Here is a 26,289-nt window from a genome sequence, read left to right as displayed (position 1 = left end):
ACCCTTTACCATCGGTTACAGGTATCCGCTGGAGCTGCGAGGAAAGACAGGGAACCCGCACCGATGAGGTCGCCCAGCACGCGGGACACTACCAACATCGGTGTTGAGGGCGAGCTAACCTCGAGAGTAGACCTGGTGGACGCAGCCGCGGCACCGGCAGGCGAACGGAAGCCGTACCGTCGGGAGAGAGGGAATCCCTGACCCATGAGCACGAGTGCGAACGGCAACGGCGCTGGCCACGGCTCGCTCGCCGCAACCAGGCCGACCGAGGTCAGCAAGCTGGACCGGGTGGTCATCCGGTTCGCGGGCGACTCCGGTGACGGCATGCAGCTGACCGGCGACCGCTTCACGTCCGAAGCCGCCGCGTTCGGCAACGACCTGTCGACGATGCCGAACTTCCCCGCCGAGATCCGCGCGCCACAGGGCACCATCCCCGGCGTCTCGAGCTTCCAGGTGCACTTCGCCGACTACGACATCCTCACCCCCGGCGACCGGCCGGACGTGCTGGTGGCGATGAACCCGGCCGCGCTGAAGGCGAACCTCGGCGACGTCCCGCACGGCGGCACGATCATCCTCAACACCGACGAGTTCATCAAGCGCAACCTGACCAAGGTCGGCTACGCGACGGACCCGCTGGACGACGACACGCTCGCGCCGTACCAGGTGCACCGGGTCGCCATGTCGACGCTGACCCAGGGCGCGCTCGCCGACACCGGCCTCGGCAAGAAGGACGCCGAGCGCTGCAAGAACATGTTCGCGCTCGGCCTGCTGTCGTGGATGTACCACCGGCCGACCGAGGGCACCGAGCGGTTCCTGCGCGAGAAGTTCGCGAAGAAGCCCGACATCGCCGAGGCCAACATCCTCGCCTTCCGCGCGGGCTGGAACTACGGCGAGACCACCGAGTCGTTCGCGACGACGTTCCAGGTCGCGCCGGCGAAGCTGAAGCAGGGCACCTACCGGCAGATCACCGGCAACACCGCACTGGCCTACGGGCTCGTGGCCGCCGGGCAGCGCTCCGGCCTCCAGATCCTGCTCGGCACGTACCCGATCACCCCGGCGTCGGACATCCTCCACGAGCTGTCCAAGCACAAGCACTTCGGCATCATCACCTTCCAGGCCGAAGACGAGATCGCCGGCATCGGCGCCGCGCTCGGCGCGTCCTACGGCGGCGCGCTCGGCGTCACCTCGACGTCCGGGCCGGGTGTCGCGCTGAAGTCCGAAGCCGTCGGCCTCGGCGTGATGGTGGAGCTGCCGCTGGTCGTCATCGACGTCCAGCGCGGCGGCCCGTCCACCGGCCTGCCGACCAAGACCGAGCAGGCCGACCTGCTGCAGGCGATGTTCGGCCGCAACGGCGAATCGCCGGTCCCGATCGTCGCGCCGCTGTCGCCGGCCGACTGCTTCGACGCGGCCGTCGAGGCGACCCGGATCGCGCTGAAGTACCGCACGCCGGTGCTGCTGCTTTCCGACGGCGCGATCGCGAACGGCTCCGAGCCGTGGCTGATCCCGGACGTCGACGAGCTGCCCGACCTGCGGGTCGAGTTCGCCACCGAACCCAACGCGGACAACGACTCCGGCGAGTTCTGGCCCTACGTCCGCGATCCCGAGACGCTCGCCCGCGCCTGGGCGGTGCCGGGCACGCCCGGCCTGCAGCACCGCATCGGCGGGCTGGAGAAGGCCGACAAGACCGGCCACATCTCCTACGACCCGGACAACCACGACAAGATGGTCCGGCTGCGGCAGGCGAAGATCGACGGCATCGACGTCCCCGACCTCGTCGTCGACGATCCCTCCGGCGGCAAGGCGCGCGTCCTGGCACTGGGCTGGGGCTCGTCGTTCGGCCCGATCGGCGCGGCCTGCCGTCGCGTGCGCAAGCTGGGCCTGCCGATCGCGCAGGCGCACCTGCGGCACCTCAACCCGCTGCCGGCCAACCTCGGCGACATCCTGCGCAGCTACGACAAGGTCGTGGTGCCGGAGATGAACCTCGGCCAGCTGTCGCTGCTGCTGCGGGCGAAGTACCTGGTCGACGTCCACTCGCACACCAAGGTCGCCGGGATGGCGTTCAAGGCCGAAGAGCTGCAGAACCTGTTCTCGGAGATCATCACCAGCGTCACGACGGAGGCGGCGAAATGACCGCGATCGATCTGGGGATACCCAACCTCGGCGGCCTGGACCTCGTGCCCACCACCGACGAGCCGCAGAAGGCCAAGGACTACAAGTCCGACCAGGAAGTCCGCTGGTGCCCGGGCTGCGGCGACTACGTCGTCCTCAACGCCGTCCAGTCGTTCCTCCCGACGCTGGGCCTCAAGCGCGAGAACATCGTGTTCATCTCGGGCATCGGCTGCTCGTCGCGCTTCCCGTACTACCTGAACACCTACGGCATGCACTCGATCCACGGCCGCGCGCCGTCGATCGCGACCGGGCTGGCCACCACGCGGCCGGACCTGTCGGTGTGGGTCGTCACCGGTGACGGCGACGCGCTGTCCATCGGCGGCAACCACCTGATCCACGCGCTGCGCCGCAACGTGAACATCAAGATCCTGCTGTTCAACAACCGGATCTACGGGCTGACCAAGGGCCAGTACTCCCCGACGTCCGGGCAGGGCATGGTCACGAAGTCGACGCCGATGGGGTCGGTGGACACGCCGTTCAACCCGCTGTCGCTGGCGATCGGCGCGGAGGCGTCGTTCGTGGGCCGGGCGCTGGACTCCGATCGCAAGGGCCTGACCGAGGTCCTGCAGGCGGCGGCGCAGCACCGCGGCTCGGCGCTGGTCGAGATCTACCAGAACTGCCCGATCTTCAACGACGGCGCGTTCGACGTCCTCAAGGACGCCGACGAGGCCGCGACGCGCCTGATCCCGCTGCGGGCGGGCGAGCCGATCCGCTTCGGCCCGAACCAGGAGTTCGGCGTCAAGCGCGGCGACTGGGGCGGGCTGGACGTCGCCAAGGTCGCCGACATCGGCGAAGACAACGTCGTGGTGCACGACCCGTCGATCGCGGACACGTCGTACGCGTTCGCGCTGTCGCGCCTGGGCGACCAGAACCTCAACCACGTCCCGACGGGCATCCTCCGCCAGGTCGAGCGCCCGACGTACGACGACGGCGCCCGCGCCCAGGTCGAGGAGGCCCGCGCGGCGCGCAAGCCGGACCTGCAGGGCCTGCTGCGCGGCAAGGACACCTGGACGGTCGCGTAACCCGCTGCTTCCCGAAGGCCGCCATGCCGGTGCATGGCGGCCTTCGAAGCATTCAGGGCCGGACAGCCGTCCGGAACTTCAGGTCGCGCGTCCGAACGTCAGCTGAGCGGCCGGAACCCGACGCGCTCGGCGTCTTCCGCCGTCCGGAACCAGACCTCGGCCACCATCTTCGGGAACTGCGCCGACTCCTCGGTGCAGTACCGCAGCGCCGTGACGCTGGCCTTCACGGCGAAGCTGTCGCTGGGCGCCCCGCCACCCGGGCGCGGCATCGCCGAACCGGGGCCGAACGGACCCGGCGGGACCGAGTCGCCCGCCGACTGGCGGGCCGGCGGTGGTTCCGGCGCCACGACACCGGCGGCCGCCTGGTTCGGCTGGACCGACGGCTCGAACAGCGAGCCGCTGTGCGCGCCGGACAGGTCGGGCTCGCGGCGCTCGACCGTGCGCATCGACGGCTGGATCGGCTGGGGCGCGTCGAACCCGCCGCGCACCGCCTCCCGCGGCTGCCGCTTCGGCAGCACCTGCGTGGCTTCGGCGGGGGTCTCCGGAGGCACGTCCAGCTCGGTTTCGGCGATGTCGCCGCCGAACGCGTACTGCGGCGGCTCGGCCTCTTCGGGCTCGTCCTTGCTCACCGAGCCGAGGTACCGCGTGCGCTCCACCGGCTCTTCGAACGCCGACCGCTGCTCGGCCGGCGCCTCGCGGTCGAACCAGTCCGGCGCCGGCGCGGCCTCGCCGGATGGTGGCGTGAACAGCGAGCCCGCGGCGTCGGAGTCGAGCTTCTGCTCGAGCCGCGACAGGGCGGGCGACTCCGGCTCGGCGTCGTCGAACGAATCCCCGACCGGGGTGAGGTACTGGGTCGGGGTGGCGCGCTCCGGCTCGTCCTCCGGCGTCAGGAACTGGGCGGCCGCGCTCCGGTACGGGTCGTCCTCCGCGGATTCCGGCTCCGGCACGTGGACGGGCTCGGTCTCCGGCGGCGGCATCCGCAGCGGCACCTGGGCGTCGAGCTCGGCGAAGTCCTCGTCGATGTCGTCGTGGACGTCGTCGCGGTGGATCGGCGGCGCGGCGACCAGCGTGCCGGGGTAGGACGTCTCCTGGCGCGACGGCTCGGGCTCGGACCGGCGGAACGCCTCGGTGCCGCTGGTGCCGCGCACCGACCCGGCGTTCGCGGGGGTGCGCGCGGCGTCGGCGTGGGCCTGCGCCAGCGAGCTCTCCAGCCGGCGGACGCTCTTGCGGAGCGGCAGCACGAGCACCAGCCAGGTGAGGATGACCCCGACGAAGAACGCGGCGAGGCTCCACAGCCAGACCTGTCCGAATATGGACATCTTTTCCTGCCCCTGTTAAGTGCTTAGCGCGTGCGCGCGACCAGGTAGTCGGCGACCGACTCGCACGCGTCCCGAGCGGGTGACGCGGGCAGCGCGGCGAGCTCGGCTCGCGCGCGCTGAGCGTAGTCGGAAAGGGTGGCGCGTGCTCGATCGAGTCCGCTACTCACCCGGAGGAGGTCCAGCGCCTCCTGCACGAGGGCGTCGTCGGCGATCGGACCGGACAGCAGCTCGACGAGCCGCGGGTCGGTCTCCGGGTCGGCCAGCGCGTACAGCATGGGCAGCGTCCGGACGCCTTCGCGCAGGTCGGTGCCCTGCGCCTTGCCGAGCTCGTCGGACGGCGAGGCGATGTCGATGATGTCGTCGGAGATCTGGAACGCGGTGCCGATGATGTCGCCGAACCGGCGCAGCGCCTGGATGTGCTCCTCGGCGGCGCCGGACATCATGCCGCCGAACCGGCCGGAGGTGGCGATCAGCGAGCCGGTCTTCTGGGCGATGACGGTGAGGTAGTGCGCGACGGCGTCGTCACCAGGGCCGGGGCCGACGGTCTCCCGCATCTGGCCGGTGACCAGCTCGCCGAAGGTCTCGGCGATGATCCGCGCGGCGTCCGTGCCGAGGTCGGCGACCAGGCGCGACGCGTGCGCGAAGAGGAAGTCGCCGGTGAGGATGGCGATGGTGTTGTCCCAGCGCGCGTTGACGCTCTCGGCGCCGCGCCGCATGTCGGCCTCGTCCATGACATCGTCGTGGTAGAGCGTGGCGAGGTGCACCAGCTCGACCGCGGCGGCGGCGATGACGACGTGGTCGTCCTGCTTCGGCCCGAACTGCGCGGAGAGCAGGGTGAACAGCGGACGGAAGCGTTTGCCACCGGCTTCGACCAGGTGCAACGCGGCGTCGTTGACGGCCTGGACGTCACTGCGGACGACCTCGCGCAGCAGCTTCTCGACCTCGGCCAGCCCGCCGGCGATGGATCGAAGGAGGGTTTCGTCGGCGATCTGCAGCCCGACCGACGCCCGCAGGTCGTCGAGGGCGCCGCCCGGCGCAGCGGGGAGGGATCCCGCCCCGGGGGCTGGGGAAGGCACAGACACGTCGGCTCCGCTCTACTCGTGCACCGGTCGGTTGCCCCTTGAGCGTAGTGGCTACACCGCGCGGTCGTTTACCCGCTGTCCTGCGGAAACGGTGACGAACATGACACCGGCCGCGGTCACCCACCGGGTGGTTCACGATCCCCGAAAGGGTGATCGGAGTTTCCGGGCGCAACGGACGTCTCCGGCGGGCGGATATTCAAGCGTGGAAGAGCGGCCGGCCCCGGCCGCTCGCCGCTCGCCGCTCGTCGAGGAGGAGACAGATGCGCAGCACGATCGTCACAGCTCTGGTGGTTGCGGGCCTGGCCGCTTCAGCTGCTGCGCCTGCTTCGGCGGCTACGACGGCTTCGGCTGACATCGGCTCGGCGTCGTTCACGAAGGCGGGTTCGACGGTCGAGGTGCCGGCCCAGGGTCACTGTTCGATCAACGGCCCGACGAGCGCAACGGCCCAGGTGGTCGCAAAACCGGGAGTGACATTCGGCGGCGGAACGTCATCGTGCACTTCACCGAACCCGACGTCGACCTCCTCGACGGCGACGGGGAAGAACTTCGAGCTGTCGGCACTGGTGAGTGCGGGTGGGCCGCGGGTGAAGCTGGCGAGTTTCACGGTGACGTGCTCGGGGACGCAGAGCCAGACGAGCGCGAACTGGTCGTACGGCGGAATGTCGGGGATCACGAACCCGCCGAACCCGGTCCCGGTCGGGTACGTGTCGCCGATCCGGAAAGCGGACGGAACGGCGCTGGCGAACGCGGTGTTCAACATCCAGAGCCTGCCGGGCGACGGAAGCATCGGCTTGACGATGCTGCGTATCGAGTTCCTGCCGGCGTCGGGCATCAGCGGAGCGGTTTCGCTGGGCCGGACGAGCTGCACCCCGACCCCATAGCCGTCACGAGGGCCGCGGCATGGGACGAGCCGAGAGGGTGGCCGCGGCGCCTTCGCCAGCTTGCGCGGCCTCGAGCCAGCGATCTGGTCCGAAATCGTGCTCCAGCACTGACGCGATGACAGCCTTTGCCTTCAGCGTGACATCCATCGGCAAAGCCGGCTGGACGTCCGCGTCGATGCCGCGCTCCCGCTCGGCGACCTCGTTTCCGGTCAGATTGCGAAACCACCGCCGGCTTCTGTCCGAGGGGACGACCTGCCGATCCTTCCCGAGGTTCGGATCCGAGCCGAAGATCCCCGGGTGGTCTCCCAGCCCCGTCGCCCCCACCTCGATCTGCAGACGATGCTGCGGTTCGACGAACCAGCAGGCACCCGGCGTCACCACCGGCTCGAAGGCGCGGCGTTCAGCACCACGTCCACACCGCCGTTCGGCACGTCGAGGTCGACGGCAGGATCGCAGTCGGTGCCGTCGGTGTTGACGACCATGTTCGCGCAGGCCCCGACGCGGCCGGAGTCCTGACCGCCAGACGGGTAAACAAGCTCCTTCGGCAGGGGTTGGCACCGGCATCGGCAAAGTCACGCACGATTTCACAATGGGCGTTGTCTTGCCGCTCACCGTAGGCGATCTCGAACCGCACTGCCCGGACGAAACTGACCGGATCAGCACACTGCAACCGACGGTCCGGCCTTTCATGTGGCGTTCTGTCTGGTCGCAGCGGAGCACTCTCCGGCGGCTCGTCACGAACGGTGATCAACGGGAGAACATCGCGCACGAGGTCACACTGGCGCCGGCCATCGAAGCCCCTCGCTTGCCGAGTGGCCGGCGCAGCACCGGGCGCCTTCCCGGCGGCCGTAGACGCCGAGGTCGATCAGCGAGCGCAGCGTAGACGGCGTTCTCGTCCCGATTCGCCGGACGGGGTTGTTTCGGATGCCAAGGAAGCGACAGCGGTGCGTGACACGTCGTCTCCGAGGTCTCGCCGGTACAGCCGGACGAGACCAGAAGACACACGAAGAGGACGACGGTGAGTTGCCGAACAGTGCCGCATTACGCAGAGTGTGCCTACGGATTCTGCGCTTGACCAGCAGACTTCTCCTTATCGGAGGATCTTCAACCGAAGTGATTATCACGTATTGTCACTCCGTATCCAGCTGTCATTCCGGGCGGAACGCATCTTCTTGCAGGGGGGAACCGACAGGCTGGAACCCTGGTAATCTCCGACGCGTCGAACTACGCAGGGTGCCGGGGTAGGAGCGCCCTGCAGCCAAGGGGAGAGCACCAGTGACGACGACGACTTCGGGGCGCTTCAGCTCTGTCACACCCGGTCGCGACGAGACGACAGGGACGCAAGACGATGCCTGACGGCCAGCCACCGGTCTACGACCCGAACACGCGCCGGGCGCCACTGACGCCCATCACCCCGCACGCCGGCACCTACGGCGCCCCGTCGGGCACCGGTGCGAGCGGTGCGGGCTTCAAGTACGACCGGGCGACGCTGGAGCAGCTGGCCAAGGACTGGAACGACATGGCGAACGAGTTCAAACTCGACCAGAGCCGAGCCAGGACGATTGCAACAACCAGCGGGCCCGGCCTGGAATACGCCAGCGGGGGCAACGCGAACCAGATACAAGGATCTGGCCGCGCACTCTATGAGACGCTCGTCGCCCGCGAGGATTACTGCCGGGCCATGGCAACCAAATTCGAAGCCGCACTCGGCAAATACGCCAAGGCCGAAGACAACCACAGCACCGAGATCAAGCAGACCGGAGGCAGCCTCTGATGCGCCGCGTGACTGTCGTGATCAGCGCATCACTGCTGGCACTCGCCGCGTGTACGCCCACGAACCAAGGCAACCCCATGCCGTCCGGCGGCACCACATCGCAGACTTCACCATCCAACGGAGGTGACGGGGTGCCTGGCCCAGGGGTGCCAAAGGTGGGTGATTCCCTCGACACGACACATTTCAAGCAGGCACCCTGCGACTCACTCACAGCCGATCAAATCGTAGGCCTCCTCGGTACGAGCGTAACCGCCAAACCCGACCTCAACGGCCAGGGTGGACCGAGCTGCAGCTGGGATGTGCCAAACGTGTCACAGGCCGGTGTATCCGTTATCTACAACAACGTTGACAAGATCGGCCTGACCGCCATATATGCGAAGAAAGATACGACCTTTCAATTCTTCATGCCCATGGAAGCAGTCAGCGGCCATCCCATGGTCGCCTACGGCATGACCGACGAACGGAACACTCGGGGACGTTGCGCGATAGCGCTTGCAACCAGCGATCATGACATCATCGATGTCTCGATCGCCCAGTCCGAAGAGAACATCGGGCACAAGGATCCTTGCGCAGCCGCGCATGATGTCGCGACCAAGGTGCTGGGCAACCTCAAGGCGGGTAAGTGATGGTAACCGAAGGTCCCCTAACTGCCGCGCAGATCTACGAGCAAATCACCGGCGGCGAAGGAACCCAGTCACTGGCCGACGCGCAGGACAGCTCCAACAACCTCACCCAGCGGATGATCGAGCGGGCCGAGCGGATCGCTGCCCTCCGGGCCAAAACCATGAGCGGCTGGCAAGGCGGCGCCGGCAGTGCCGCCGCGGACTCGACAGCACCGCTCATCCAAGCCGCGATGGACGATGCCATTCATCTCAAGAACGCGCAGACCGCCGTCGAAGCGCAGATCGGTGCTTTCGGCACGGCCAAGAACTCCGTAAAGCCCGTCGCGGCTCGGCCTCCTGACATCACCGCCAATGATCTCTACAACACGCTCGCCGGTGATGGCAAGTCGTACCAGACCAAGGTTGCCGGATGGCAGGCTGACAGCCAGGCCAACATCGATGCCTTTCGCGTGTACCACTCCGCCAGTACCACCAACGGCACGCAGATGCCCGCCCAGTACGCACAGCTGTCCGACTCCGGCGCCTCGATCACGATGGACACCGGGACGCCACCGCCCACGGACAAGCCGACCGGCACCGACACCGGGCAGAGCACACAGGACCAGCGGCAGACCCGGCAGCCCGGTATCCCGGAGCGGTCTCAGTACCGGCCCGGCACGCAGACCGGGCAAGACCGAACCGCGCAGAACCAGACGGGACAAAGTCAGACCGGGCAGAACCAGGCGGGGCAAGGCACGACTGAGCAGAACCAGATCAGCGGCCGTCCGCCGGGGATTCCGTCGGACGGTACTCACGCGAACAGCTACGTCCCCAAGCCCGTTATTCCACCCGCCGCGAGTACGGGATACCAGTTCGGACCGACCGGGCAACCGATCAACTCGCTCGGTCCGTACGGTAGCGGCGAGTTCGGTCCCGGGACCGGCTACGGCTCCGGGACCGGCTACGGTCCCGGCTCGGGTACCGGCGGCTACCGCGGCACGGGCAGCGGGGCCGTGAACGAACCGGGTGCGCGCGGGCTGGGACCCGGCTCCGGCTCCGGGCGTGGCCTGCCCGGCGCGAGCGTCGCCGGTGGACGTCCTGGCGCTCCTGGTGTCGCGGGTGGACGAGGTGCCGGCGGGATACCCATGGGCGCTCTCGGTGCCGGACAAGGCAAGAAGGAGGAGGACACGGAGAAAAAGGCCGCGGCCTACCTCCGCAATCCCGACCCGGACGCCACTTTCGGCGGCGATATCGAAAAGCCGATGCCACCCGTGATCGGCGAGAAGCGCGCGCAGCGCTAGCACCACACCAAAGGGGAGGAACACGTGGTGCACAAACATGTCGAACTTTCGCTGAACACGTTGCTGACCGCAATGCGGCGGGCAGGGTGCGGTGAGCCGCACCAGATTTTTGCCGGTGGCCTGCGGTACATTCCACCGTCCTCGGTGAAGCAGGTGAATCGTGAAGCATTTGAGGAATTGAGCCAGTACGGGTTCACCCAGGGCGACGGGTTCACCCCTGAATTCGAGGAAGTCCTGCACCTGCTCGACCGTCCGGCGACCGAGTACTTCGCTTACGCGCGCGACAGGCAGGAACAGCTGGGGATGCTCGTCGCCGTCCAAGGACGGTTTGCCGTCACCGCGCTGTGTCAGGGCGGCCGCGTGTGGTTGAAGACCCTTTCGCCGGACAACGACCCGGTGGACGCACTGATCGCCAGTCTGCCGCCGTACGCTCCGGCGCGCTTCACGCCGTTCTCCTTTCCACAGGAGGAATTCCGGCGCGAAGAAGAAGCCGACGACATTTACGACAGCGGTCCGGCGCGTAGCCGCGGCGCCCGGCAACTCGACGAGATCTTCGGTCAGCCCTACTACGGCGTCGGCGAGTTCTACGCCGCCAAGCGCAGTCCGGGCGGGTCGCGGACGATGACCCGGGATTCGATGAGCTACCTCGACGTCGACTCCGGGCGCGTCGCCACGACGCTCACCGGCTCACCGGGCAACCGGTACATCACCGTGCTGCCCGGCGAGCCGGGACTGATGGCGCAGAAGGTCGCCGCGCTGCGGACCGGCCTCGACCACTGACTCGTATTGCTCGGCGAGGTGCTCGATCAGCTGCAACAACTTCGCGGGGGCGAGCGCGACCGAGTCCAACGTGGCGACAGTGCGGACGTAGGGAGCCACATCGGCGCCTTGGTCGAGGAACAGACCGGAACCGAGCTGTTCGAGATACACCAACGGACGCGCGCCAGCGAAGTCGAGCAGCTCGGAGGCGCCGTTCAGCGCGGCATGTCCACCCACACCCACGGGATGACGCGGACCTCGACCAGTGCGCGTGCGGTCATCACGGCCAAATGCCTCAGCTGGTCCGCCATGATCTTCGGGTCGCCTATCACGCGGTGGAGCGCCGCCTCGTCGAGACCGGGCGATCGACCTCACGCGACATCTCGAGCAGTTGTCCCGCCGGGCACCGGTTACCTGGTAGATGGCGAGCAATGCGGCGGCTTCTTCGCTCGAAATGTTTCGCTGGCCGGTTTCGATTCGGCTCAGGGTCGACTCGGACCAGCCCATCAAGCCTGGCACACCCGAAGGAGAAGGCCGCCTTGAGAAACAAGGAGTTCCTCAAGGCGGCCTTCACTGACCACAAGACCTCAGAAAGCGAACCCGCCCGAACCGGCCCAGCCGAGGGCGAAGGCCGGGACCAGGCCCAGCACCAGCGTCACCGCCGTGCCCAGGAAGATCGCCGTTCCGGTGCCGAAGCCCGGGACCGATACCGATGGGCCGTCCGGGGCCGGCTCGGAGAAGTACATCAGGACGATCACCCGCAGGTAGAAGAACGCCGCCACCGCGCTGAACACCAGTGCAACCACCACCAGTGGGGCCATTCCGTCCGACAGCGCCGCCGAGAACACCACGAACTTGCCCACGAAGCCCGACGTCAACGGGATGCCCGCCAGTGCCAGCAACAGGAACGTGAAGACGCCCGCCAGCAACGGCGACCGCTTCGCCAGCCCCGCCCACGCCGAGAGGTGCGTTGCCTCGCCCGAGGAATCCCGCACCAGGCTGATCACGCCGAACGCCGCCAGCGTCGTGAAGCCGTACGCCAACAAATAAAACAGCGTGCTCGACAGCCCGTCGCGCGTCATCGCGATCGCGCCCACCAGCAGGAACCCCGCGTGGGCGATCGACGAGTACGCCACCATGCGCTTGACGTCCGTCTGCGTCAGGCCCAGCACCGCGCCGATCACCATCGAAATGATCGCCACTCCCCAGAGAACCCCGCGCCACTCCCACGACGTCGACGAGAACGCCACCGACAGCACCCGCAGGATCGCGCCGAACGCCGCGACCTTCGTGCACGCCGCCATGAACGCCGTCACCGGGGTTGGCGCGCCCTGGTACACGTCCGGGGTCCACGTGTGGAACGGGCCCACCGAGCCCTTGAACAGGAGGCCGACCACCAGCAAGCCGAGTCCCGCGAACAGCAGCGTGTCCGAGCGGTCCGTGCCCGCCGCCGCGGCCGCGATGTCGCCCAGCTTCACCGAATTCGCGTAGCCGTACAGCAGCGCCAATCCATACAGGAAGAACGCCGAGGAGAACGCCCCGAGCAGGAAGTACTTGACCGCCGCTTCCTGGGACAGCAACCGCCGCCGGCGGGCCAGGCCGCACATCAGGTACAGCGGCAGGGACAGCACTTCCAGCGCGATGAACATCGTCAGCAGGTCGTTCGCCGCGGTGAACGCCATCATGCCGCCGAGTGCGAACAGCGTCAGCGGGAACACCTCGGTCTGCATGACCGTCGCCGTCTGGGCGCGGTCCTGGACCGTGCCCGGGCGGATGCCCGCCTGGGCGACCAGGGCGCCGCCCGGCTCGACCACGCGGTCCGAAATCAGCAGCACCGCGCCGACCGCCAGGGCCAGTAGCGTGCCCCAGAGGAACAGCGCCGGCCGGTCAATCGAGATCGCGCCGCTGAACGTCTTGACGCCGCCCGCCGGGGCGCTGCCCGTCGCGTAGACGATCAGGCTGACCCCGGCCGCGACGATCGACGTCAGGCTCAGGCCCACCTGGATGCCGAACCGCGAACGCTTGGCGGCGAACGCCTCGACCAGCACGCTGACGCACGCCGCGCCGAAGACGATCAGCACCGGCAGCACCGCCGGATAGTCGATCGACGGCACCTGCACCGGCGGCTCCGGTGCCTGGGTCAGGAGGATGTCGAGCACTTTTACTTGCCTCCCTGGACCGCGGACAGCGTCTGCTGCACCGTCGGGGTGACTGTGTCGAGCACCGGCTTCGGGTAGAAGCCGAGGAAGATGATCAGCACGACCAGCGGCGCGAGGATCGCGATCTCCCTACCACCGAGGTCGCGGATGGCCTTCTTGGCGCCCAGCTCCGGCGCAAGAGCGGTACCCGGGCCGCCGCCGGCGCCGATCAAAGCGTCCCCGCGCACCGGGCCCTGGAACACCCGCTGGTAGAGCCACAGGACGTACGCCGCGGCCAGGACCATGCCCACCGTGGCGAGGATCGTGTACACCGGCTGGTCCACATAGGACCCGATGAGCACCAGGAACTCCGAAACGAACGAGTTGGTGCCCGGCAGCGAAAGCGTGGACAGACCAGCGAGCAGGAACAGCCCGGCCAGCAGCGGCGTCACCTTCGCCATGCCGCCGTAGTCCGAAATGCGGGACGACCCGCCGCGCGCGATCACCAGGCCGATCACCACGATCAGCATGCCGGTCGCCAGGCTGTGGTTGAGCATGTACGTCGCCGAGCCGACCATCGCCTGCTCGTTGAACGCGAAGATGCCCAGCGAGATGAAGCCGAAGTGCGCGATGGAGACGTACGCGATGAACCGCTTCATGTCCCGCTGACCCGCGGCGAGGATGGATCCATAGAGGACGCCGATCACCGAGAGCACCAGCACCAGCGGTGCCAGGGTCTTGCTCGCGTCCGGGAACATCGGCAGGCAGTAGCGCAGGAACCCGAACGTGCCGACCTTGTCCAGGATGCCGACCAGCAGGACGGCGACGCCGATCGGCGCCTCCCCCGCCGCGTCCGGCAGCCAGGTGTGGAACGGCACCAGCGGCGCCTTGATCGCGAACGCCAGGAAGAACCCGAGGAACAGCCAGATCTGCGTGGACAGCGGCGCGTCGCGCACCACCGTCACCAGCGTGGCCCAGTCGAACGTGCCCTTGCCGAGCTTGTCCGCCGCCAGCGAGTACGCCCCGATCGCCGACGCCAGCATGATCAGGCCGCCGAGGAACGAGTACAGGAAGAACTTCACCGCCGCGTACTGCCGGTTCGCGCCGCCGTAGCCGCCGATGAGGAAGTACATCGGGATCAGCATGATCTCGAACAGCACGTAGAACAGGAAGACGTCGGTCGCGGCGAACACGCCGATCGTCAGTGCCTCCTGCAGCAGGATCAGCGACAGGAACCCGCCCGCGCTGCGCCCCGGCGGCAGCTTGTCCATCGTGCCGAGGCCGCCGACGACGATCGGGACCAGCAGCGCGATCACCGCGATCATGATCAGCGCGATGCCGTCGACGCCGAACGCGATGTGCACGCCGAAGCTCGGGATCCAGTCGAAGCTCGACGTCATCTGGAGCCGGGGCCCGGACGCGTTGTAGCTGAGCCAGAACGGGATCACCAGCAGGAACTCGAGGATCGAGAACCCGAGCGCGGTCAGCACCGCGGCGCGGTCGTTCCCCTTGAGGAACGCCAGCACCAGGGCGCCGGCCAGCGGCACCAGGATGAGGATGAGCAACCAGGTCATCAGGAGAACCTCACCAGCAGGAGAGCCGCCAGAAGCAGGAACGTGCCGCCCAGCATCGACAGCGCGTACGACCGGACGAACCCGGTCTGCAGCCGCCTCAGCCGGCCGGACCCGCCGCCGAGCGAGGCGGCCAGGCCGTTGACCGCGCCGTCGACGCCGCGGTTGTCGACGAACACCAGCGCCCGCGAGAGCCAGGTGCCCGGGCGGGCGACCAGCGTCTCGTTGAGCGTGTTGCCGTACAGGTCCTTGCGCGCCGCCCGGGTGACGAACGAGACCCGCTGGGGCTGCTCGACCGGGACGTCACGGCGGAAGATCAGGTACGCGATCACCACGCCGAGCACCGAAAGCGCGACCGCCGCCACCGAGATCACCCAGGCGTCGAACGGCGCGTGGTGCGCCTCCTCCAGCTCGCCGACCGACGGGGCCAGCCAGTCGCTGAAGCGGTGACCGAGTGCGAAGAACGCGCCGGCGCCGACCGAGCCGATCGCCAGGATCGCCATCGGGATCCACATGACGGACTTGGACTCGTGCGGGTGGAAGTCCCGGCCGTCCGCGGACTTGAGGTCCTTCCAGCGTTCCTTGCCGAAGAACGTCATCATCATCAGGCGCGTCATGTAGAACGCGGTCAGCCCGGCACCCAGCAGCGCCGCGCCGCCCATCACCCAGCCGCGCCAGCCGCCCTGGCCGAACGCCGCCTCGATGATCGCGTCCTTGGTGAAGAAGCCCGACAGCGGCGGGATGCCGATCAGGGCCAGGTAGCCGAGGCCGAAGGTGAGGAAGGTGATCGGCATGTGCTTGCGCAGCCCGCCGAACTTCCGCATGTCGACCTCGTCGTTCATGGCGTGCATGACCGACCCGGCCCCGAGGAACAGCCCGGCCTTGAAGAAGCCGTGCGCGACCAGGTGCATGATCCCCAGCGCGTACGCGATCGGCCCGAGGCCGACCGCCAGCATCATGTAGCCGATCTGGCTGACCGTGGAGTACGCGAGGACCTTCTTGATGTCGTCGTACGCGCAGCCGATGATGCACCCGATCAGCAGCGTCACCGTGCCGACCAGGGTGACGATCAGCCGGCCGTCCTCGGTGGCGTTGAAGATGTCCTTCGAGCGGGCCACCAGGTAGACACCCGCGGTCACCATCGTCGCCGCGTGGATGAGGGCCGACACCGGGGTCGGGCCCTCCATCGCGTCCGGGAGCCACGCCTGCAGCGGGAACTGGCCGGACTTACCGCAGGCACCCAGCAGGAGCAGGATCGCCATCGCGGTGATCGCGCCCGGCGAGAACTTGCCGTCGCCCACCGCCTGGAACACCTGCGCGTAGCCGGTCGAGCCCGCGTACTTGAACATGATGAAGATGGCCAGCGCGAGCCCGACGTCCCCGACGCGGTTCATCAGGAACGCCTTCTTCGCCGCGGTCGCGGCGGACGGGCGGCCCTGGTACCAGCCGATGAGCAGGTAGGACGCGAGACCCACGCCCTCCCAGCCCATGTAGAGCGTCACGAAGCTGTTGCCCAGCACCAGGACCAGCATCGACGCGACGAAGAGGTTGAGGTACGCGAAGAAGCGGTACCGGCCCTCGTCGTCGGCCATGTAGCCGATCGAGTAGAAGTGGATCAGCATGCCGACGCCGGTGATGAGCAGCACGAACGTCAGCGACAGCGCGTCGACGCGCAGCCCGAAGTCGATCTGCAGCGCGCCGGCCGGGATCCACGAGTACAGCTTGGTGTCCACAGTGGACGACGTGTCGGCGGTGAAGAACAGGATGACGCCGTAGATGAATGCCAGGGTGACGGTGGCACAGCCGAGCAGATGCCCCCACGCCTTGGCGCGCTGCCCTGCCAGCAGGAGGATCAGGGCGCCGAGCGCAGGAAGGGCCACCAGCAGCCACGATGATGCGGTCACTCGGGGGTCTCCTAGTACTTCAGCAGGTTGGTGTCGTCGACCGAGGCCGAGCGCCGGGTGCGGAAGATGGCCATGATGATCGCCAGGCCGACCACGACCTCGGCGGCCGCGACGACCATGACGAAGAACGCCATGACCTGGCCGTCGAGCCCGCCGTTGATCCGGGCGAAGGTGACCAGCGACAGGTTGACCGCGTTGAGCATCAGCTCGATGCACATGAACACGACGATCGCGTTGCGCCGCACCAGCACGCCGACCGCGCCGAGCGCGAACAGCAGCGCCGACAGCAGCAGGTAGTACGTCGGGGTCATTCCTTCTCCCCCTTGGTTTCCGAAGCTTCGGAGCCGACCAGCGCGTGCGCGTCCGGGTGTTCGACGTCGTCGGCGACGAGCTTGCGTTCCTTCGCCAGCTCGATCGCCGAGGTGGACTCGATGATCGCCGACAGCGACTCCGGGGCGACCGAGCCGTCCGGCAGCAGCGCCGGGGTGGCCACCGAGTTGGCGGTGGCGAAGACACCCGGGCCGGGCAGCGGCGACGGCCGGTCGTGCTCGCCGCGGAAGCGCAGGAGCACCAGTTCCTTCTGCGACAGCTTCCCGCCCTTGGCGTGCCGGTCGGTGAAGGCCAGCACCATCGCGCCGATCGCGGCGGTGATGAGCAGCGCCGACGTCAGCTCGAACGGGAACAGGTAGTCGGTGAAGATCAGCTTGCCGAGCCCCTTGGGCCCGCCGCCGGCCGACGTCGCCGAGTCGAGCGGGATGGCCGGGGTGACGTTGTCCATCGCCCGGTAGATGCCGGTGGCCAGCAGCGCCGCCATCCCGATGCCGAGCACCGTCGCCGCGAGCCGCTGGCCGCGGAGGACTTCGACGACCGAGTCCGAGCTTTCCCGGCCGACCAGCATCAACACGAACAGGAACAGCATCATGATCGCGCCGGTGTAGACGATGATCTGCGTGAAGCCGAGGAACGGCGCCGACTGGATCATGTACAGCGCGCCCAGGCTCAGCATGGTCAGCACCAGCCACAGCGCCGAGTGGACGGCGTTGCGGGAGAAGATCATGCCGAGCGCGCCGAGCAGGGACAGCGGGCCGAGGATCCAGAACGCGATCGCCTCGCCGGTGGTGACACCCGCGGCGGGAGAAGGCGCCTGGGCCAGGAGGGCGGCGATCACTTGACGCCCTCCCCGCGAGCCAGCTCGGGGCCGTTCACGTAGTAGTCCTGCTCGTTTTCGCCGAGCCGCATCGGGTGCGGCGGCTGCTCCATGCCGGGCAGCAGCGGGGCGAGCAGGTCTTCCTTCGTGTAGATCAGCCGCTGGCGGTCGTCGTCGGCCAGCTCGTAGAAGTTGATCATCGTCAGCGACCGGGTCGGGCACGCCTCGATGCAGAGGCCACAGCCGATGCAGCGCAGGTAGTTGATCTGGTAGTCCGCGCCGTACCGCTCGCCCGGCGAGTACCGGGCCTCCTCGGTGTTGTCACCGCCCTCGACGAAGATCGCGTCCGCCGGGCACGCCCACGCGCACAGCTCGCAGCCGACGCACTTCTCGAGGCCGTCCGGGTGGCGGTTCAGCTGGTGGCGCCCGTGGTAACGCGGGGCGGCGGGCGCGCCGGCCTCCGGGTACTCCTCGGTGGCGACCTTCTTGAACATCATCCCGAAGGTGACGCCGAAGCCCTTGACGGGATCAAGAAACCCCATCTTGTGCCCCTTCCTTTGCGGTACCGACGGCCGCCGGCTTGCGGCGGGCCGCCTTCGCCTCGGCCTTGGCCAAAGCCTTCTGACGCGGGGTGGTCTGCGGGACCTTGAGGTCCAGCGGCGGGACCGGGAAACCGCCGCCGGTCACCGGGATCGACTCGCTCTCCTCTTCACGGCTCGCGGCGCGGACGTAGAAGAACAGCGCGACGACGATGAAGATCGCGACCGCGGCGATGATGATGGTCGCGGTGTTCCAGGTGATCACCTTCGCGAAGGTCACCATGATGATCCACACGAGGTTCAGCGGGACCAGGACCTTCCAGCCCAGGCGCATGAACTGGTCGTAGCGCAAGCGGGGCAGCGTGCCGCGCAGCCAGATGAACCCGAAGAGCAGCACGAACATCTTCGCGAAGAACCACAGCACCGGCCACCAGCCGGTGTTGAGGACGTTGTTCCCGATCAGCGACAGCGGCCACGGGGCCATCCAGCCGCCGAGGAACAGCGTCGTCGCGAACGCCGAGACGATCACCATGTTGACGTACTCGGCGAGGAAGAACATCGCGAACTTCATCGAGCTGTACTCGGTGTGGAAGCCGCCGACCAGCTCCGACTCGGCCTCGGGGAGGTCGAACGGCGCCCGGTTGGTCTCGCCGACCATCGAGATCAGGTAGATCACGAAGCTCGGGATCAGGTACAGGAACCACGCCGGCTGCTGCTTGCCGACGATGTCGGCCAGGTCGAGCGTGCCGGCCTGCAGGATCACCGCGACGATCGACAGGCCCATCGCGATCTCGTAGGAGATCACCTGCGCCGCGCTGCGCATGCCGCCGAGCAGCGGGTACGGCGAGCCGGACGACCAGCCGGCGAGCACGATGCCGTAGACGCCGATCGAGGAGCAGGCCAGGATCACCAGCGCGCTGACCGGCAGGTCGAGCAGCTGCAGCACGGTCCGCTCGCCGAAGATCGACACGACCGGCCCGAACGGGATGGCCGACAGCGCGATCAGCGACGGGACCACGCAGACGACCGGGGCGAGGAAGTACACCTTGCGGTCGGCGGTGTCCGGGATGATCTGTTCCTTGAACGGCAGCTTGATCGCGTCCGCCAGGGACTGCAGGTAGCCGCCGGGGCCGACCCGGTTGGGGCCGGGCCGGTTCTGCATCCGGCCGACCGCCTTGCGCTCCCAGACGATCAGGAAGATCGTCATGATCGGCCCGATCAGCAGGATGACCACGCACTTGAGCAGGATCAGCCACAACGGGTCGTCGGCCAGCAGCGCCGCCCGCGTCGCCGCGTCCGGCACACTGCTTGCGACAGTGTCCCCCAGAAGCGTGGTCAGCAGCGGGGTCATTGCCCACCTCCAGCGAGGTTCACCACGGCGCCGTGCCCGGCACCGAGCGTCTTGAACACGGCGGAGCCGTCGGAGTTGCCCGGCAGCCACACGACGCCGTCGGGCAGGTCGGCGATCTCCACCGGCAGCGTGATCGCACCGCGTTCGGTGCTCACCTTGACGGTGGCGCCCAGGCCTTCGGCGGTCTTCGCGGACAGCCGCGCGACCGGCGTGCGCTGGGTGCCCTTCAGGTGCGGCTCGCCGTCCTGCAGCGACCCGTTGTCGATCAGCTGGCGCCAGGTCGACAGGACCGCCTGGCCGTCGCCCGGCGTCGCGGGTGGCGCGACCTCGGCGGCGACGTGGCTCCAGCGCAGTGCCGAAGCCGGGCCGAGCTTCTCGAAGTCGCCGCGCGCGGCGGCCGGCGTCTGCGTGAACAGGTCCGCGTCCATCTCGACGGCGAGGGTGTCGAGCACCCGGCAGTCCGGCAGGGCGCCGGTGCCTTCGATCGTCGTGTCGAACGGGCGGGTGCGGCCCTCCCAGTTGAGGTAGCTGCCCGCCTTCTCGTCCGACGCGGCCACCGGGAGCACGACGTCCGCGCGCTCGGTCACCGCGCTGTGCCGCAGTTCGAGGCTGACGACGAACCCGGCGGTGTCCAGCGCGCGCAGCGCGAGGGCCGGGTCCGGCAGGTCGTCCGGGTCGACCCCGCCGACGACCAGGCCGCCGAGCTCGCCGGCCGAAGCGGCCAGCAGGATGTCGGTCGCGTCGCGGCCCGGGGTGGCCGGGAGCGGGACGCCCCAGGCGTTTTCCACGGCGACGCGGGCGGCGTCGTCGCCGACCCGGCGGCCGCCGGGCAGCAGCGACGGCACGCAGCCGGTCTCGAGGGCACCCCGGTCGCCGGCGCGGCGCGGGATCCACGCGAGCCGGACGCCGGTGCGCTCGACCAGGTCGTGCAGGGCGGCGAACAGGCCGGGGATCGCGGCGGCGCGCTCGCCGACCAGGACGACGGCGCCTTCGCCGCGCAGGGCCTCGTCGAGGTCCGGCGCGTGCTTGGCGATGCCGTCGACCGCGGCGGCCTCCTGGCCGGGGACGCAGGCGAGCAGCTCGCCGAAGGTCTTGCGCACCGACGACGTCGTCCACTGTCCCAAGTGGACGATCCGAGTCTTGTTCCGGCGGGCCGCCTTGCGCAGCCGCAGGAACACGATCGGGGCTTCGTCCTCGGGCTCGAACGCGACGCACAGGACCGTGCGGGCCCGCTCGATCTCACCGAAGGTGACGCCGGACTCCGGCGTCACGCCCACGACGTGCGAGGTGAGGAACGCGAGTTCCTCGGCCGAGTGCGGGCGGGCGCGGAAGTCGACGTCGTTGGTCCGCAGGGCGACGCGGGCGAACTTCGAGTACGCGTAGGCGTCCTCGACCGTCAGCCGGCCACCGGGCAGGACGCCGACACCGGCCGAGCGGGCCTGGACGAGACCTTCGGCGGCGATGCGCAGCGCGTCGGTCCAGGACGCCTCTTCCAGCTCACCGGTGGTCTTGTTCCGGACGAGCGGGCGGCGGATGCGGTCGTCGGCCGTCGTGTAGCGGAAGGCGAACCGGCCCTTGTCGCAGATCCACTCCTCGTTGACGTCCGGGTCGTCGCCGGCCAGCTTGCGCTGGACCTTGCCGCGCCGGAAGTCGGTGCGTTCGGCGCAGCCGGACGAGCAGTGCTCGCAGACGCTCGGCGAGGACACCAGGTCGAACGGGCGCGACCGGAAGCGGTACGCCGCACTCGTCAGGGCCCCGACCGGGCAGATCTGGATGACATTGCCGGAGAAGTAGCTCTGGAACGGCTGCCCGGACGTCGTCCGCGACGCCATGTCGAGCACGTCCGCCGTCTCCGCGGTGCCGATCTGCTGGTGGGCGCCGCGTTCGAGGAGCTCGATGAACGGGTCGCCGGCGATCTCGCGGGAGAACCGGGTGCAGCGCTGGCAGAGCACGCAGCGCTCGCGGTCCAGCAGCACCTGCGTCGAGATCGGCAGCGGCTTCGGGAACGTCCGCTTGGTGTCGACGAACCGGGACTCCGGGCGGCCGTGCGCCATCGCCTGGTTCTGCAGCGGGCACTCGCCGCCCTTGTCGCAGATCGGGCAGTCCAGGGGGTGGTTGATGAGCAGCAGCTCCATCACACCCTGCTGGGCCTTGTCCGCGACCGGCGACGTCAGCTGCGTCTTGACGACCATGCCGTCGGCGACGGTCATCGTGCAGGACGCCTGCGGCTTCGGCATCGGCCGGCCGCCCATCTCGACCTCGACCAGGCACTGGCGGCAGGCGCCCGCCGGATCGAGGAGGGGGTGGTCGCAGAACCGCGGGATGACCGTGCCGAGGCGTTCGGCCGTGCGGATGAGGAGCTCGCCCTTGGGGGCGATGACCTCTTCGCCGTCGATGACCAGCTTGACGTGGCCCTCGGGGACCGGCGTCTCGGTGGTCTCGGGCTTGTCGGGGGCGATCGTCATGATGCCTGCGCTCCCACCAGTTCGCGCTTGTTGCTCTCACACAGAGCCAGGAATTCGTCCCGGAAGTACTTGATGCCGCTGGTGATCGGCGACACCGCGCCGTCGCCGAGGGCGCAGAACGACCGGCCGAGGATGTTGTCGCAGACGTCGAGGAGGGTGTCGATGTCCTCCTCGGTGCCGTGCCCTTCGACCATGCGCTCGAGGATCTGCGCCAGCCAGTACGTGCCTTCGCGGCACGGCGTGCACTTGCCGCAGGACTCGTGCTCGTAGAACTGCGTCCACTTCATCACGGCCCACGGCACCGACACGGTCTCGTTGAAGACCTGGACGGCGGTGGTGCCCAGCATGGACCCGGCTTCCGCCGCGCCTTCGAAGTCCAGGGGAACGTCGAGGTGCTCGGCGGTGAACATCGGGGTGGACGAGCCGCCCGGGGTCCAGAACTTGAGCGGGATGCCGTCCTTCATGCCGCCCGCCATGTCGAGCAGCTCGCGCAGGGTCGTCCCCAGCGGGCACTCGTACTGGCCGGGCTTCTCGACGTGGCCGGAGATCGAGTAGATCTTCGGGCCGGGCGACTTCTCGCGGCCCATCTCGCGGAACCAGCTCGACCCGCCGTTGACGATGAACGGCGCGCTCGCGATGGTCTCGACGTTGTTGACCGTGGTCGGCGCGGCGTAGAGACCCGCGGCAGCCGGGAACGGCGGCTTGAGCCGCGGCTGGCCACGACGGCCTTCCAGCGAGTCGAGCAGCGCCGTCTCCTCGCCGCAGATGTACGCGCCCGCGCCCGCGTGGACGGTGATCTTGAGGTCGAAGCCGGAGCCGAGGATGTTCTCGCCGAGGTAGCCCGCCGCTTCGGCTTCGCGCACGGCCGCGTTGAGGCGGCGGATGCAGTGCAGCGCTTCCCCGCGGACGTAGATGAAGCAGTGGTTGGACCGCATCGCGTACGAGGCGATGATGCAGCCCTCGATGAGCGAGTGCGGGTCCGCCATCATCAGCGGGATGTCCTTGCAGGTCCCCGGCTCGCCCTCGTCGGCGTTGATCACCAGGTAGTGCGGCTTGTCGAAGTTCGGCGGCATGAAGGACCACTTGATGCCGGCCGGGAAGCCCGCCCCGCCGCGGCCGCGCAGGCCGGAGTCCTTGATCAGCTGGACGAGCTGCTCCGGCGTCCCGGCCAGTGCCTTGCGGATCGCGGTGTAGCCCTCGAGGGCCTCGTACTGGCCGATCGTCCAGGAGTTCGGCGACAGCCAGCGCTTCGTGAGGACCGGGGTAATGGGATCGGCCATTACTTCTTCTCCACTTCCGGCAAGGGGACGTCCTGCGCGACCGGGGCGACCCAGCCGCGCTCCTGCGCGAGCTGCGCGCCCCGCAGCGTCTCGACGGCCTGTGACGGGCCGTCGACGTCCCGGCGGTAGGCCGCTTCGTCCTCCGGGAAGAACCCGGCGAGCTGCAGCTCGGCGCCCTTGAAGTTCGTCAGCGGGGCACCGCGCGTCGGGGCCGGCTTCTTGCCCGCCTGCAGCGCGTCGACCAGCGCGACGGCCTTGTCCTCGGTCTGGTTGTCGAAGTACTCGTAGTTGACCTGGATGACCGGCGCGAGGTCGCAGGCCGCGAGGCACTCGGCGTGCTCGAGGGTGATCGAGCCCGGCTCGTTCGGCGTGCCCGCGGTCTCGTTGTGCCCCAGCGGCTTCTCCTCGGACCCGAGGTGCGTCTGGAGCTTCTTGTAGATCGCGTCGCCGCCCATGGCCGCGCACAGCGTGTTGGTGCAGACGCTCACCAGGTGCTCGCCGCACGGCTTGCGCTTGTACATCGTGTAGAACGTCGCGACCGCGCTGACCTCGGCGTCGGACAGGTCGAGCTGCTTCGCGCAGAACGCGATGCCCTCCTGGCTGACGTAGCCCTGCACCGACTGCACGAGGTGCAGCATCGGCAGGAGCGCCGAGCGGGACATCGGGTAACGCGCGATCAGCTCCTGCGCCTTGGCGTGGATGTCGGCGTCGAAGATGTCTTCCAGCGGCGTCTCGGTGATGATGCCGGCGGCGATCTCCGGGTCCGGCGCGATGGCGACGACGTCGACGTCGGGCCCGGCCGCGGCGTGCGTCGTCGCGGAGTAGTTCGGGCCCGGCTCGGGAACTGCTGTGGTCATCGGTCCACTCCCCCCATGACGGGGTCGATCGAGGCGATCGCGGCGATCACGTCCGCGACCAGGCCGCCTTCGGCCATTGCGGGCATCGACTGCAGGTTCACGAAGCTCGGTTCGCGCACGTGGACCCGCAGCGGCCGGGTGCCGCCGTCGGAGACCAGGTGCACGCCCAGCTCGCCGCGCGGGGACTCGACCGGCGCGTAGACCTGGCCCGGCGGGACCTTGAAGCCCTCGGTGACCAGCTTGAAGTGGTGGATCAGGGACTCCATCGACTGGCCCATGATCTTCTTGACGTGCTCGAGCGAGTTGCCCATGCCGTCGCTGCCGATGGACAGCTGGGCGGGCCAGGCGATCTTCTTGTCCTCGACCATGACCGGGCCCGGCTCGAGCTTCTCGAGGCACTGCTCGATGATCTTGAGGCTCTCGTGCATCTCGTGGACGCGGATCAGGTACCGCGACCAGCAGTCGGCGCCGTTGTCGACCGGGACGTCGAAGTCGAACTCGTCGTAGCAGGAGTACGGCTCGGTCTTGCGCAGGTCCCACGGCAGGCCGGCGGACCGCAGCACCGGGCCGGTGACGCCGAGTGCGAGGCACGCGTCGACCGGCAGGTAGCCGACGCCCTTGAGCCGGTTGCGCCAGATCGGCTGCCCGGTGAACAGCTTGTCGTAGAGCGGCAGGCGTTCCTTCATCGTCTTGATGAAGGTCTTGACGACCTCGACGTAGTCGTCCGGCATGTCCTGCGCGAGGCCGCCGGGGCGGATGAACGCGTGGTTCATCCGCAGGCCGGTCAGGTGCTCCAGCAGGTGCAGCACCTCTTCGCGCTCGCGGAAGCCGAGCGTCATCGCGGTGGTGGCGCCGAGCTCCATGCCGCCGGTGGCGATGTAGACCAGGTGCGAGCCGATCCGGTTGATCTCCAGCAGCATGACGCGCAGCAGCTGCGCGCGCCGCGGGGCCTCGATCTGCAGCAGCTTCTCGACGCCGAGGCAGTACGCCATCTCCGTCGACAGCGGGGCCAGGTAGTCCATGCGCGTCACGAAGGTGACGCCCTGGGTCCAGGTCCGGTACTCGCAGTTCTTCTCGATGCCGGTGTGGAGGTAGCCGATGACCGACCGCAGCTGCGTGACGGTCTCGCCCTCCATCTCCAGCACGAGCCGGAGCACGCCGTGCGTCGACGGGTGCTGCGGGCCCATGTTGATGACCATGCGCTCGTCGTGCTGGGCGTCGGCGACGACGTCGTCCCAGTCGCCGCCGGAGACCGTGTAGACGCGGCCTTCGGTGGTGTCGCGGGAGTCGGCGTAGTTCGCGTTGTCCGTGCTGTCGCTGCCGGTCTCGGTGGTCGAAGTACCGGTCGTGACGTCGGACAGGTTCTCGGTGCTCACGAGTACGACCTCCGCTGGTCCGGCGGCGGGATCTCCGCGCCCTTGTATTCGACCGGGATCCCGCCGAGCGGGTAGTCCTTGCGCTGGGGGTGGCCGTCCCAGTCGTCCGGCATGAGGATCCGGGTCAGTGCCGGGTGGCCGTCGAAGACGATCCCGAACATGTCCCAGGTCTCGCGCTCCTGCCAGTCGGCGGTCGGGTAGATCCCGACCAGCGACGGCACGTGCGCGTCCTCGATGTCGAGGGTGACTTCCAGCCGGATCCGGCGCCGGTAGGTCAGCGACGTGAAGTGGTAGACCGCGTGCAGCCGCTGCGGGACGTCGACGCCGTAGTCCACACCGGACACCGACGACAGCAGCTCGAAGCGGAGGCCGCCGTCGTCGCGCAGGGTCTGCGCGATGGCGGGCAGGTGCTCGCGGGCGACGTAGAAGGTGATCTCGCCGCGGTCGACGGTCGTCTGCAGGATCGCCTCGGCGGGGATCTTGCGCTCGGCCAGCGCGGCGTAGAACTCGTCGGCGAACTGGTCGAACCAGCCGCCGTACGGGCGCTCGGCCGGCGGCGGGCTGTACGCCGGGAGCCGGACGCCGCCGTAGCCGGAGGTGTCACCTGAGCCCTGGACGCCGAACATGCCTCGGCGTTCGCGGCCGGTGACGACTGCTTCGGCCGAGCCGGGTCCCTTCGCCGTCAGACCGGTTTCGGCGCGCTCGGCGCTCGACTGCTCTTCGCCGGGTTGGGGCTTCTCTTCAGTCATCGC

At 68.7% G+C, this 26,289-nt stretch carries 22 protein-coding genes and 2 pseudogenes; 6 read left to right on the top strand and 18 right to left on the bottom strand.

Going from position 1 to position 26,289, the window contains the following annotated elements:
• The first annotated feature begins 204 nt into the window (after positions 1-204).
• Positions 205-2,130 (top strand): 2-oxoacid:acceptor oxidoreductase subunit alpha, encoded by a 1,926-nt coding sequence (locus I4Q55_RS24930; RefSeq protein WP_206790954.1) that lies wholly within the window; start codon positions 205-207, stop codon positions 2,128-2,130.
• Positions 2,127-3,191, top strand: a complete 1,065-nt coding sequence (locus I4Q55_RS24925) for a 2-oxoacid:ferredoxin oxidoreductase subunit beta (protein WP_206790953.1) — start codon at positions 2,127-2,129, stop codon at positions 3,189-3,191. The genes I4Q55_RS24930 and I4Q55_RS24925 overlap by 4 nt, the downstream gene beginning before the upstream one ends.
• A gap of 98 nt (positions 3,192-3,289) precedes the next feature.
• Here I4Q55_RS24925 and I4Q55_RS24920 read toward each other — a convergent pair whose 3' ends face one another.
• The 4 genes from I4Q55_RS24920 to I4Q55_RS24905 all read right to left on the bottom strand — a co-directional run bounded on the left by I4Q55_RS24920 (position 3,290) and on the right by I4Q55_RS24905 (position 6,854).
• A complete protein-coding gene (locus tag I4Q55_RS24920; RefSeq protein WP_206790952.1) occupies positions 3,290-4,510 on the bottom strand; it encodes a hypothetical protein in 1,221 nt (406 codons plus the stop codon).
• 23 nt (positions 4,511-4,533) lie between these two features.
• Complete coding sequence (locus I4Q55_RS24915) at positions 4,534-5,586, bottom strand: polyprenyl synthetase family protein (protein ID WP_307793298.1); 1,053 nt, start codon at positions 5,584-5,586, stop codon at positions 4,534-4,536.
• Between the two features lie 415 nt (positions 5,587-6,001).
• Entirely contained in the window at positions 6,002-6,424 is a 423-nt protein-coding gene (locus I4Q55_RS24910; protein ID WP_206790951.1) for a hypothetical protein, read from the bottom strand.
• A gap of 52 nt (positions 6,425-6,476) precedes the next feature.
• The gene (locus I4Q55_RS24905; protein ID WP_206790950.1) at positions 6,477-6,854 is read right to left on the bottom strand and encodes a hypothetical protein; all 378 of its coding nucleotides are present in this window, start codon (positions 6,852-6,854) and stop codon (positions 6,477-6,479) included.
• Between the two features lie 967 nt (positions 6,855-7,821).
• On the opposite strand from I4Q55_RS24905, the gene I4Q55_RS24900 reads away from it, so the two are divergent.
• The 4 genes from I4Q55_RS24900 to I4Q55_RS24885 are packed head-to-tail and all read left to right on the top strand — an operon-like array spanning position 7,822 to position 10,930.
• Positions 7,822-8,247: a hypothetical protein gene (locus tag I4Q55_RS24900; RefSeq protein ID WP_206790948.1), complete on the top strand. Its 426-nt coding sequence runs from the start codon at positions 7,822-7,824 to the stop codon at positions 8,245-8,247.
• Positions 8,248-8,255: 8 nt separating this feature from the next.
• Positions 8,256-8,873: a DUF3558 domain-containing protein gene (locus I4Q55_RS24895; protein WP_307793295.1), complete on the top strand. Its 618-nt coding sequence runs from the start codon at positions 8,256-8,258 to the stop codon at positions 8,871-8,873.
• Complete coding sequence (locus I4Q55_RS24890; protein WP_206791098.1) at positions 8,873-10,150, top strand: hypothetical protein; 1,278 nt, start codon at positions 8,873-8,875, stop codon at positions 10,148-10,150. The genes I4Q55_RS24895 and I4Q55_RS24890 overlap by 1 nt, the downstream gene beginning before the upstream one ends.
• A gap of 24 nt (positions 10,151-10,174) precedes the next feature.
• Entirely contained in the window at positions 10,175-10,930 is a 756-nt protein-coding gene (locus tag I4Q55_RS24885) for an ESX secretion-associated protein EspG (RefSeq protein WP_206790944.1), read from the top strand.
• Here I4Q55_RS24885 and I4Q55_RS50995 read toward each other — a convergent pair.
• The 14 genes and pseudogenes from I4Q55_RS50995 to I4Q55_RS24820 all read right to left on the bottom strand — a co-directional run bounded on the left by I4Q55_RS50995 (position 10,838) and on the right by I4Q55_RS24820 (position 26,286).
• A pseudogene (locus tag I4Q55_RS50995) lies at positions 10,838-11,220 on the bottom strand (Scr1 family TA system antitoxin-like transcriptional regulator). The gene I4Q55_RS24885 and the pseudogene I4Q55_RS50995 sit on opposite strands and share 93 nt — an antisense overlap.
• Before the next feature lie 94 nt (positions 11,221-11,314).
• Positions 11,315-11,428 (bottom strand): annotated as a pseudogene (locus tag I4Q55_RS50990) (helix-turn-helix domain-containing protein); the annotation flags it as partial.
• Positions 11,429-11,496: 68 nt separating this feature from the next.
• Positions 11,497-13,068, bottom strand: a complete 1,572-nt coding sequence (gene nuoN / locus I4Q55_RS24875) for an NADH-quinone oxidoreductase subunit NuoN (protein WP_206790941.1) — start codon at positions 13,066-13,068, stop codon at positions 11,497-11,499.
• Between the two features lie 2 nt (positions 13,069-13,070).
• Entirely contained in the window at positions 13,071-14,621 is a 1,551-nt protein-coding gene (locus I4Q55_RS24870; RefSeq protein ID WP_206790939.1) for an NADH-quinone oxidoreductase subunit M, read from the bottom strand.
• The gene (gene nuoL / locus I4Q55_RS24865) at positions 14,621-16,522 is read right to left on the bottom strand and encodes an NADH-quinone oxidoreductase subunit L (RefSeq protein WP_206790937.1); all 1,902 of its coding nucleotides are present in this window, start codon (positions 16,520-16,522) and stop codon (positions 14,621-14,623) included. Before nuoL ends, I4Q55_RS24870 begins: the two co-directional genes overlap by 1 nt.
• Before the next feature lie 11 nt (positions 16,523-16,533).
• Positions 16,534-16,833 (bottom strand): NADH-quinone oxidoreductase subunit NuoK, encoded by a 300-nt coding sequence (nuoK, locus tag I4Q55_RS24860; RefSeq protein WP_091303926.1) that lies wholly within the window; start codon positions 16,831-16,833, stop codon positions 16,534-16,536.
• Positions 16,830-17,690, bottom strand: a complete 861-nt coding sequence (locus I4Q55_RS24855) for an NADH-quinone oxidoreductase subunit J (protein ID WP_206790934.1) — start codon at positions 17,688-17,690, stop codon at positions 16,830-16,832. Before I4Q55_RS24855 ends, nuoK begins: the two co-directional genes overlap by 4 nt.
• The gene (gene nuoI / locus I4Q55_RS24850) at positions 17,687-18,211 is read right to left on the bottom strand and encodes an NADH-quinone oxidoreductase subunit NuoI (protein ID WP_003081846.1); all 525 of its coding nucleotides are present in this window, start codon (positions 18,209-18,211) and stop codon (positions 17,687-17,689) included. Before nuoI ends, I4Q55_RS24855 begins: the two co-directional genes overlap by 4 nt.
• A complete protein-coding gene (gene nuoH, locus I4Q55_RS24845) occupies positions 18,198-19,559 on the bottom strand; it encodes an NADH-quinone oxidoreductase subunit NuoH (protein ID WP_206790932.1) in 1,362 nt (453 codons plus the stop codon). The genes nuoI and nuoH overlap by 14 nt, the downstream gene beginning before the upstream one ends.
• Positions 19,556-22,024: an NADH-quinone oxidoreductase subunit G gene (locus I4Q55_RS24840; protein ID WP_206790930.1), complete on the bottom strand. Its 2,469-nt coding sequence runs from the start codon at positions 22,022-22,024 to the stop codon at positions 19,556-19,558. Before I4Q55_RS24840 ends, nuoH begins: the two co-directional genes overlap by 4 nt.
• Positions 22,021-23,304 (bottom strand): NADH-quinone oxidoreductase subunit NuoF, encoded by a 1,284-nt coding sequence (nuoF, locus tag I4Q55_RS24835; RefSeq protein ID WP_206790928.1) that lies wholly within the window; start codon positions 23,302-23,304, stop codon positions 22,021-22,023. The genes I4Q55_RS24840 and nuoF overlap by 4 nt, the downstream gene beginning before the upstream one ends.
• Positions 23,304-24,161: an NADH-quinone oxidoreductase subunit NuoE gene (gene nuoE, locus I4Q55_RS24830; protein WP_206790927.1), complete on the bottom strand. Its 858-nt coding sequence runs from the start codon at positions 24,159-24,161 to the stop codon at positions 23,304-23,306. Before nuoE ends, nuoF begins: the two co-directional genes overlap by 1 nt.
• Complete coding sequence (locus I4Q55_RS24825) at positions 24,158-25,537, bottom strand: NADH-quinone oxidoreductase subunit D (protein ID WP_206790925.1); 1,380 nt, start codon at positions 25,535-25,537, stop codon at positions 24,158-24,160. The genes nuoE and I4Q55_RS24825 overlap by 4 nt, the downstream gene beginning before the upstream one ends.
• Positions 25,534-26,286, bottom strand: coding sequence for an NADH-quinone oxidoreductase subunit C (locus tag I4Q55_RS24820; protein ID WP_206790922.1), 753 nt, complete (start codon positions 26,284-26,286; stop codon positions 25,534-25,536). Before I4Q55_RS24820 ends, I4Q55_RS24825 begins: the two co-directional genes overlap by 4 nt.
• Positions 26,287-26,289: the final 3 nt, after the last annotated feature.

The sequence above is a fragment of the Amycolatopsis sp. MtRt-6 genome (assembly GCF_017308975.1).
Classification (GTDB): domain Bacteria; phylum Actinomycetota; class Actinomycetes; order Mycobacteriales; family Pseudonocardiaceae; genus Amycolatopsis.
This window is presented reverse-complemented; position numbering and strand designations above follow the sequence as displayed.

Coding starts and splice junctions, on each gene's coding strand:
- I4Q55_RS24910 (WP_206790951.1), bottom strand. CDS start 6,424: ATGCCCGACGCCGGCAGGAACTCGATACGCAGCATCGTCAAGCCGATG.
- I4Q55_RS24820 (WP_206790922.1), bottom strand. CDS start 26,286: ATGACTGAAGAGAAGCCCCAACCCGGCGAAGAGCAGTCGAGCGCCGAG.
- nuoH (WP_206790932.1), bottom strand. CDS start 19,559: ATGACCCCGCTGCTGACCACGCTTCTGGGGGACACTGTCGCAAGCAGT.
- I4Q55_RS24930 (WP_206790954.1), top strand. CDS start 205: ATGAGCACGAGTGCGAACGGCAACGGCGCTGGCCACGGCTCGCTCGCC.
- I4Q55_RS24840 (WP_206790930.1), bottom strand. CDS start 22,024: ATGACGATCGCCCCCGACAAGCCCGAGACCACCGAGACGCCGGTCCCC.
- nuoI (WP_003081846.1), bottom strand. CDS start 18,211: ATGGGGTTTCTTGATCCCGTCAAGGGCTTCGGCGTCACCTTCGGGATG.
- I4Q55_RS24920 (WP_206790952.1), bottom strand. CDS start 4,510: ATGTCCATATTCGGACAGGTCTGGCTGTGGAGCCTCGCCGCGTTCTTC.
- I4Q55_RS24900 (WP_206790948.1), top strand. CDS start 7,822: ATGCCTGACGGCCAGCCACCGGTCTACGACCCGAACACGCGCCGGGCG.
- nuoK (WP_091303926.1), bottom strand. CDS start 16,833: ATGACCCCGACGTACTACCTGCTGCTGTCGGCGCTGCTGTTCGCGCTC.
- nuoE (WP_206790927.1), bottom strand. CDS start 24,161: ATGACCACAGCAGTTCCCGAGCCGGGCCCGAACTACTCCGCGACGACG.
- I4Q55_RS24870 (WP_206790939.1), bottom strand. CDS start 14,621: ATGACCTGGTTGCTCATCCTCATCCTGGTGCCGCTGGCCGGCGCCCTG.
- nuoF (WP_206790928.1), bottom strand. CDS start 23,304: ATGGCCGATCCCATTACCCCGGTCCTCACGAAGCGCTGGCTGTCGCCG.
- I4Q55_RS24890 (WP_206791098.1), top strand. CDS start 8,873: ATGGTAACCGAAGGTCCCCTAACTGCCGCGCAGATCTACGAGCAAATC.
- I4Q55_RS24925 (WP_206790953.1), top strand. CDS start 2,127: ATGACCGCGATCGATCTGGGGATACCCAACCTCGGCGGCCTGGACCTC.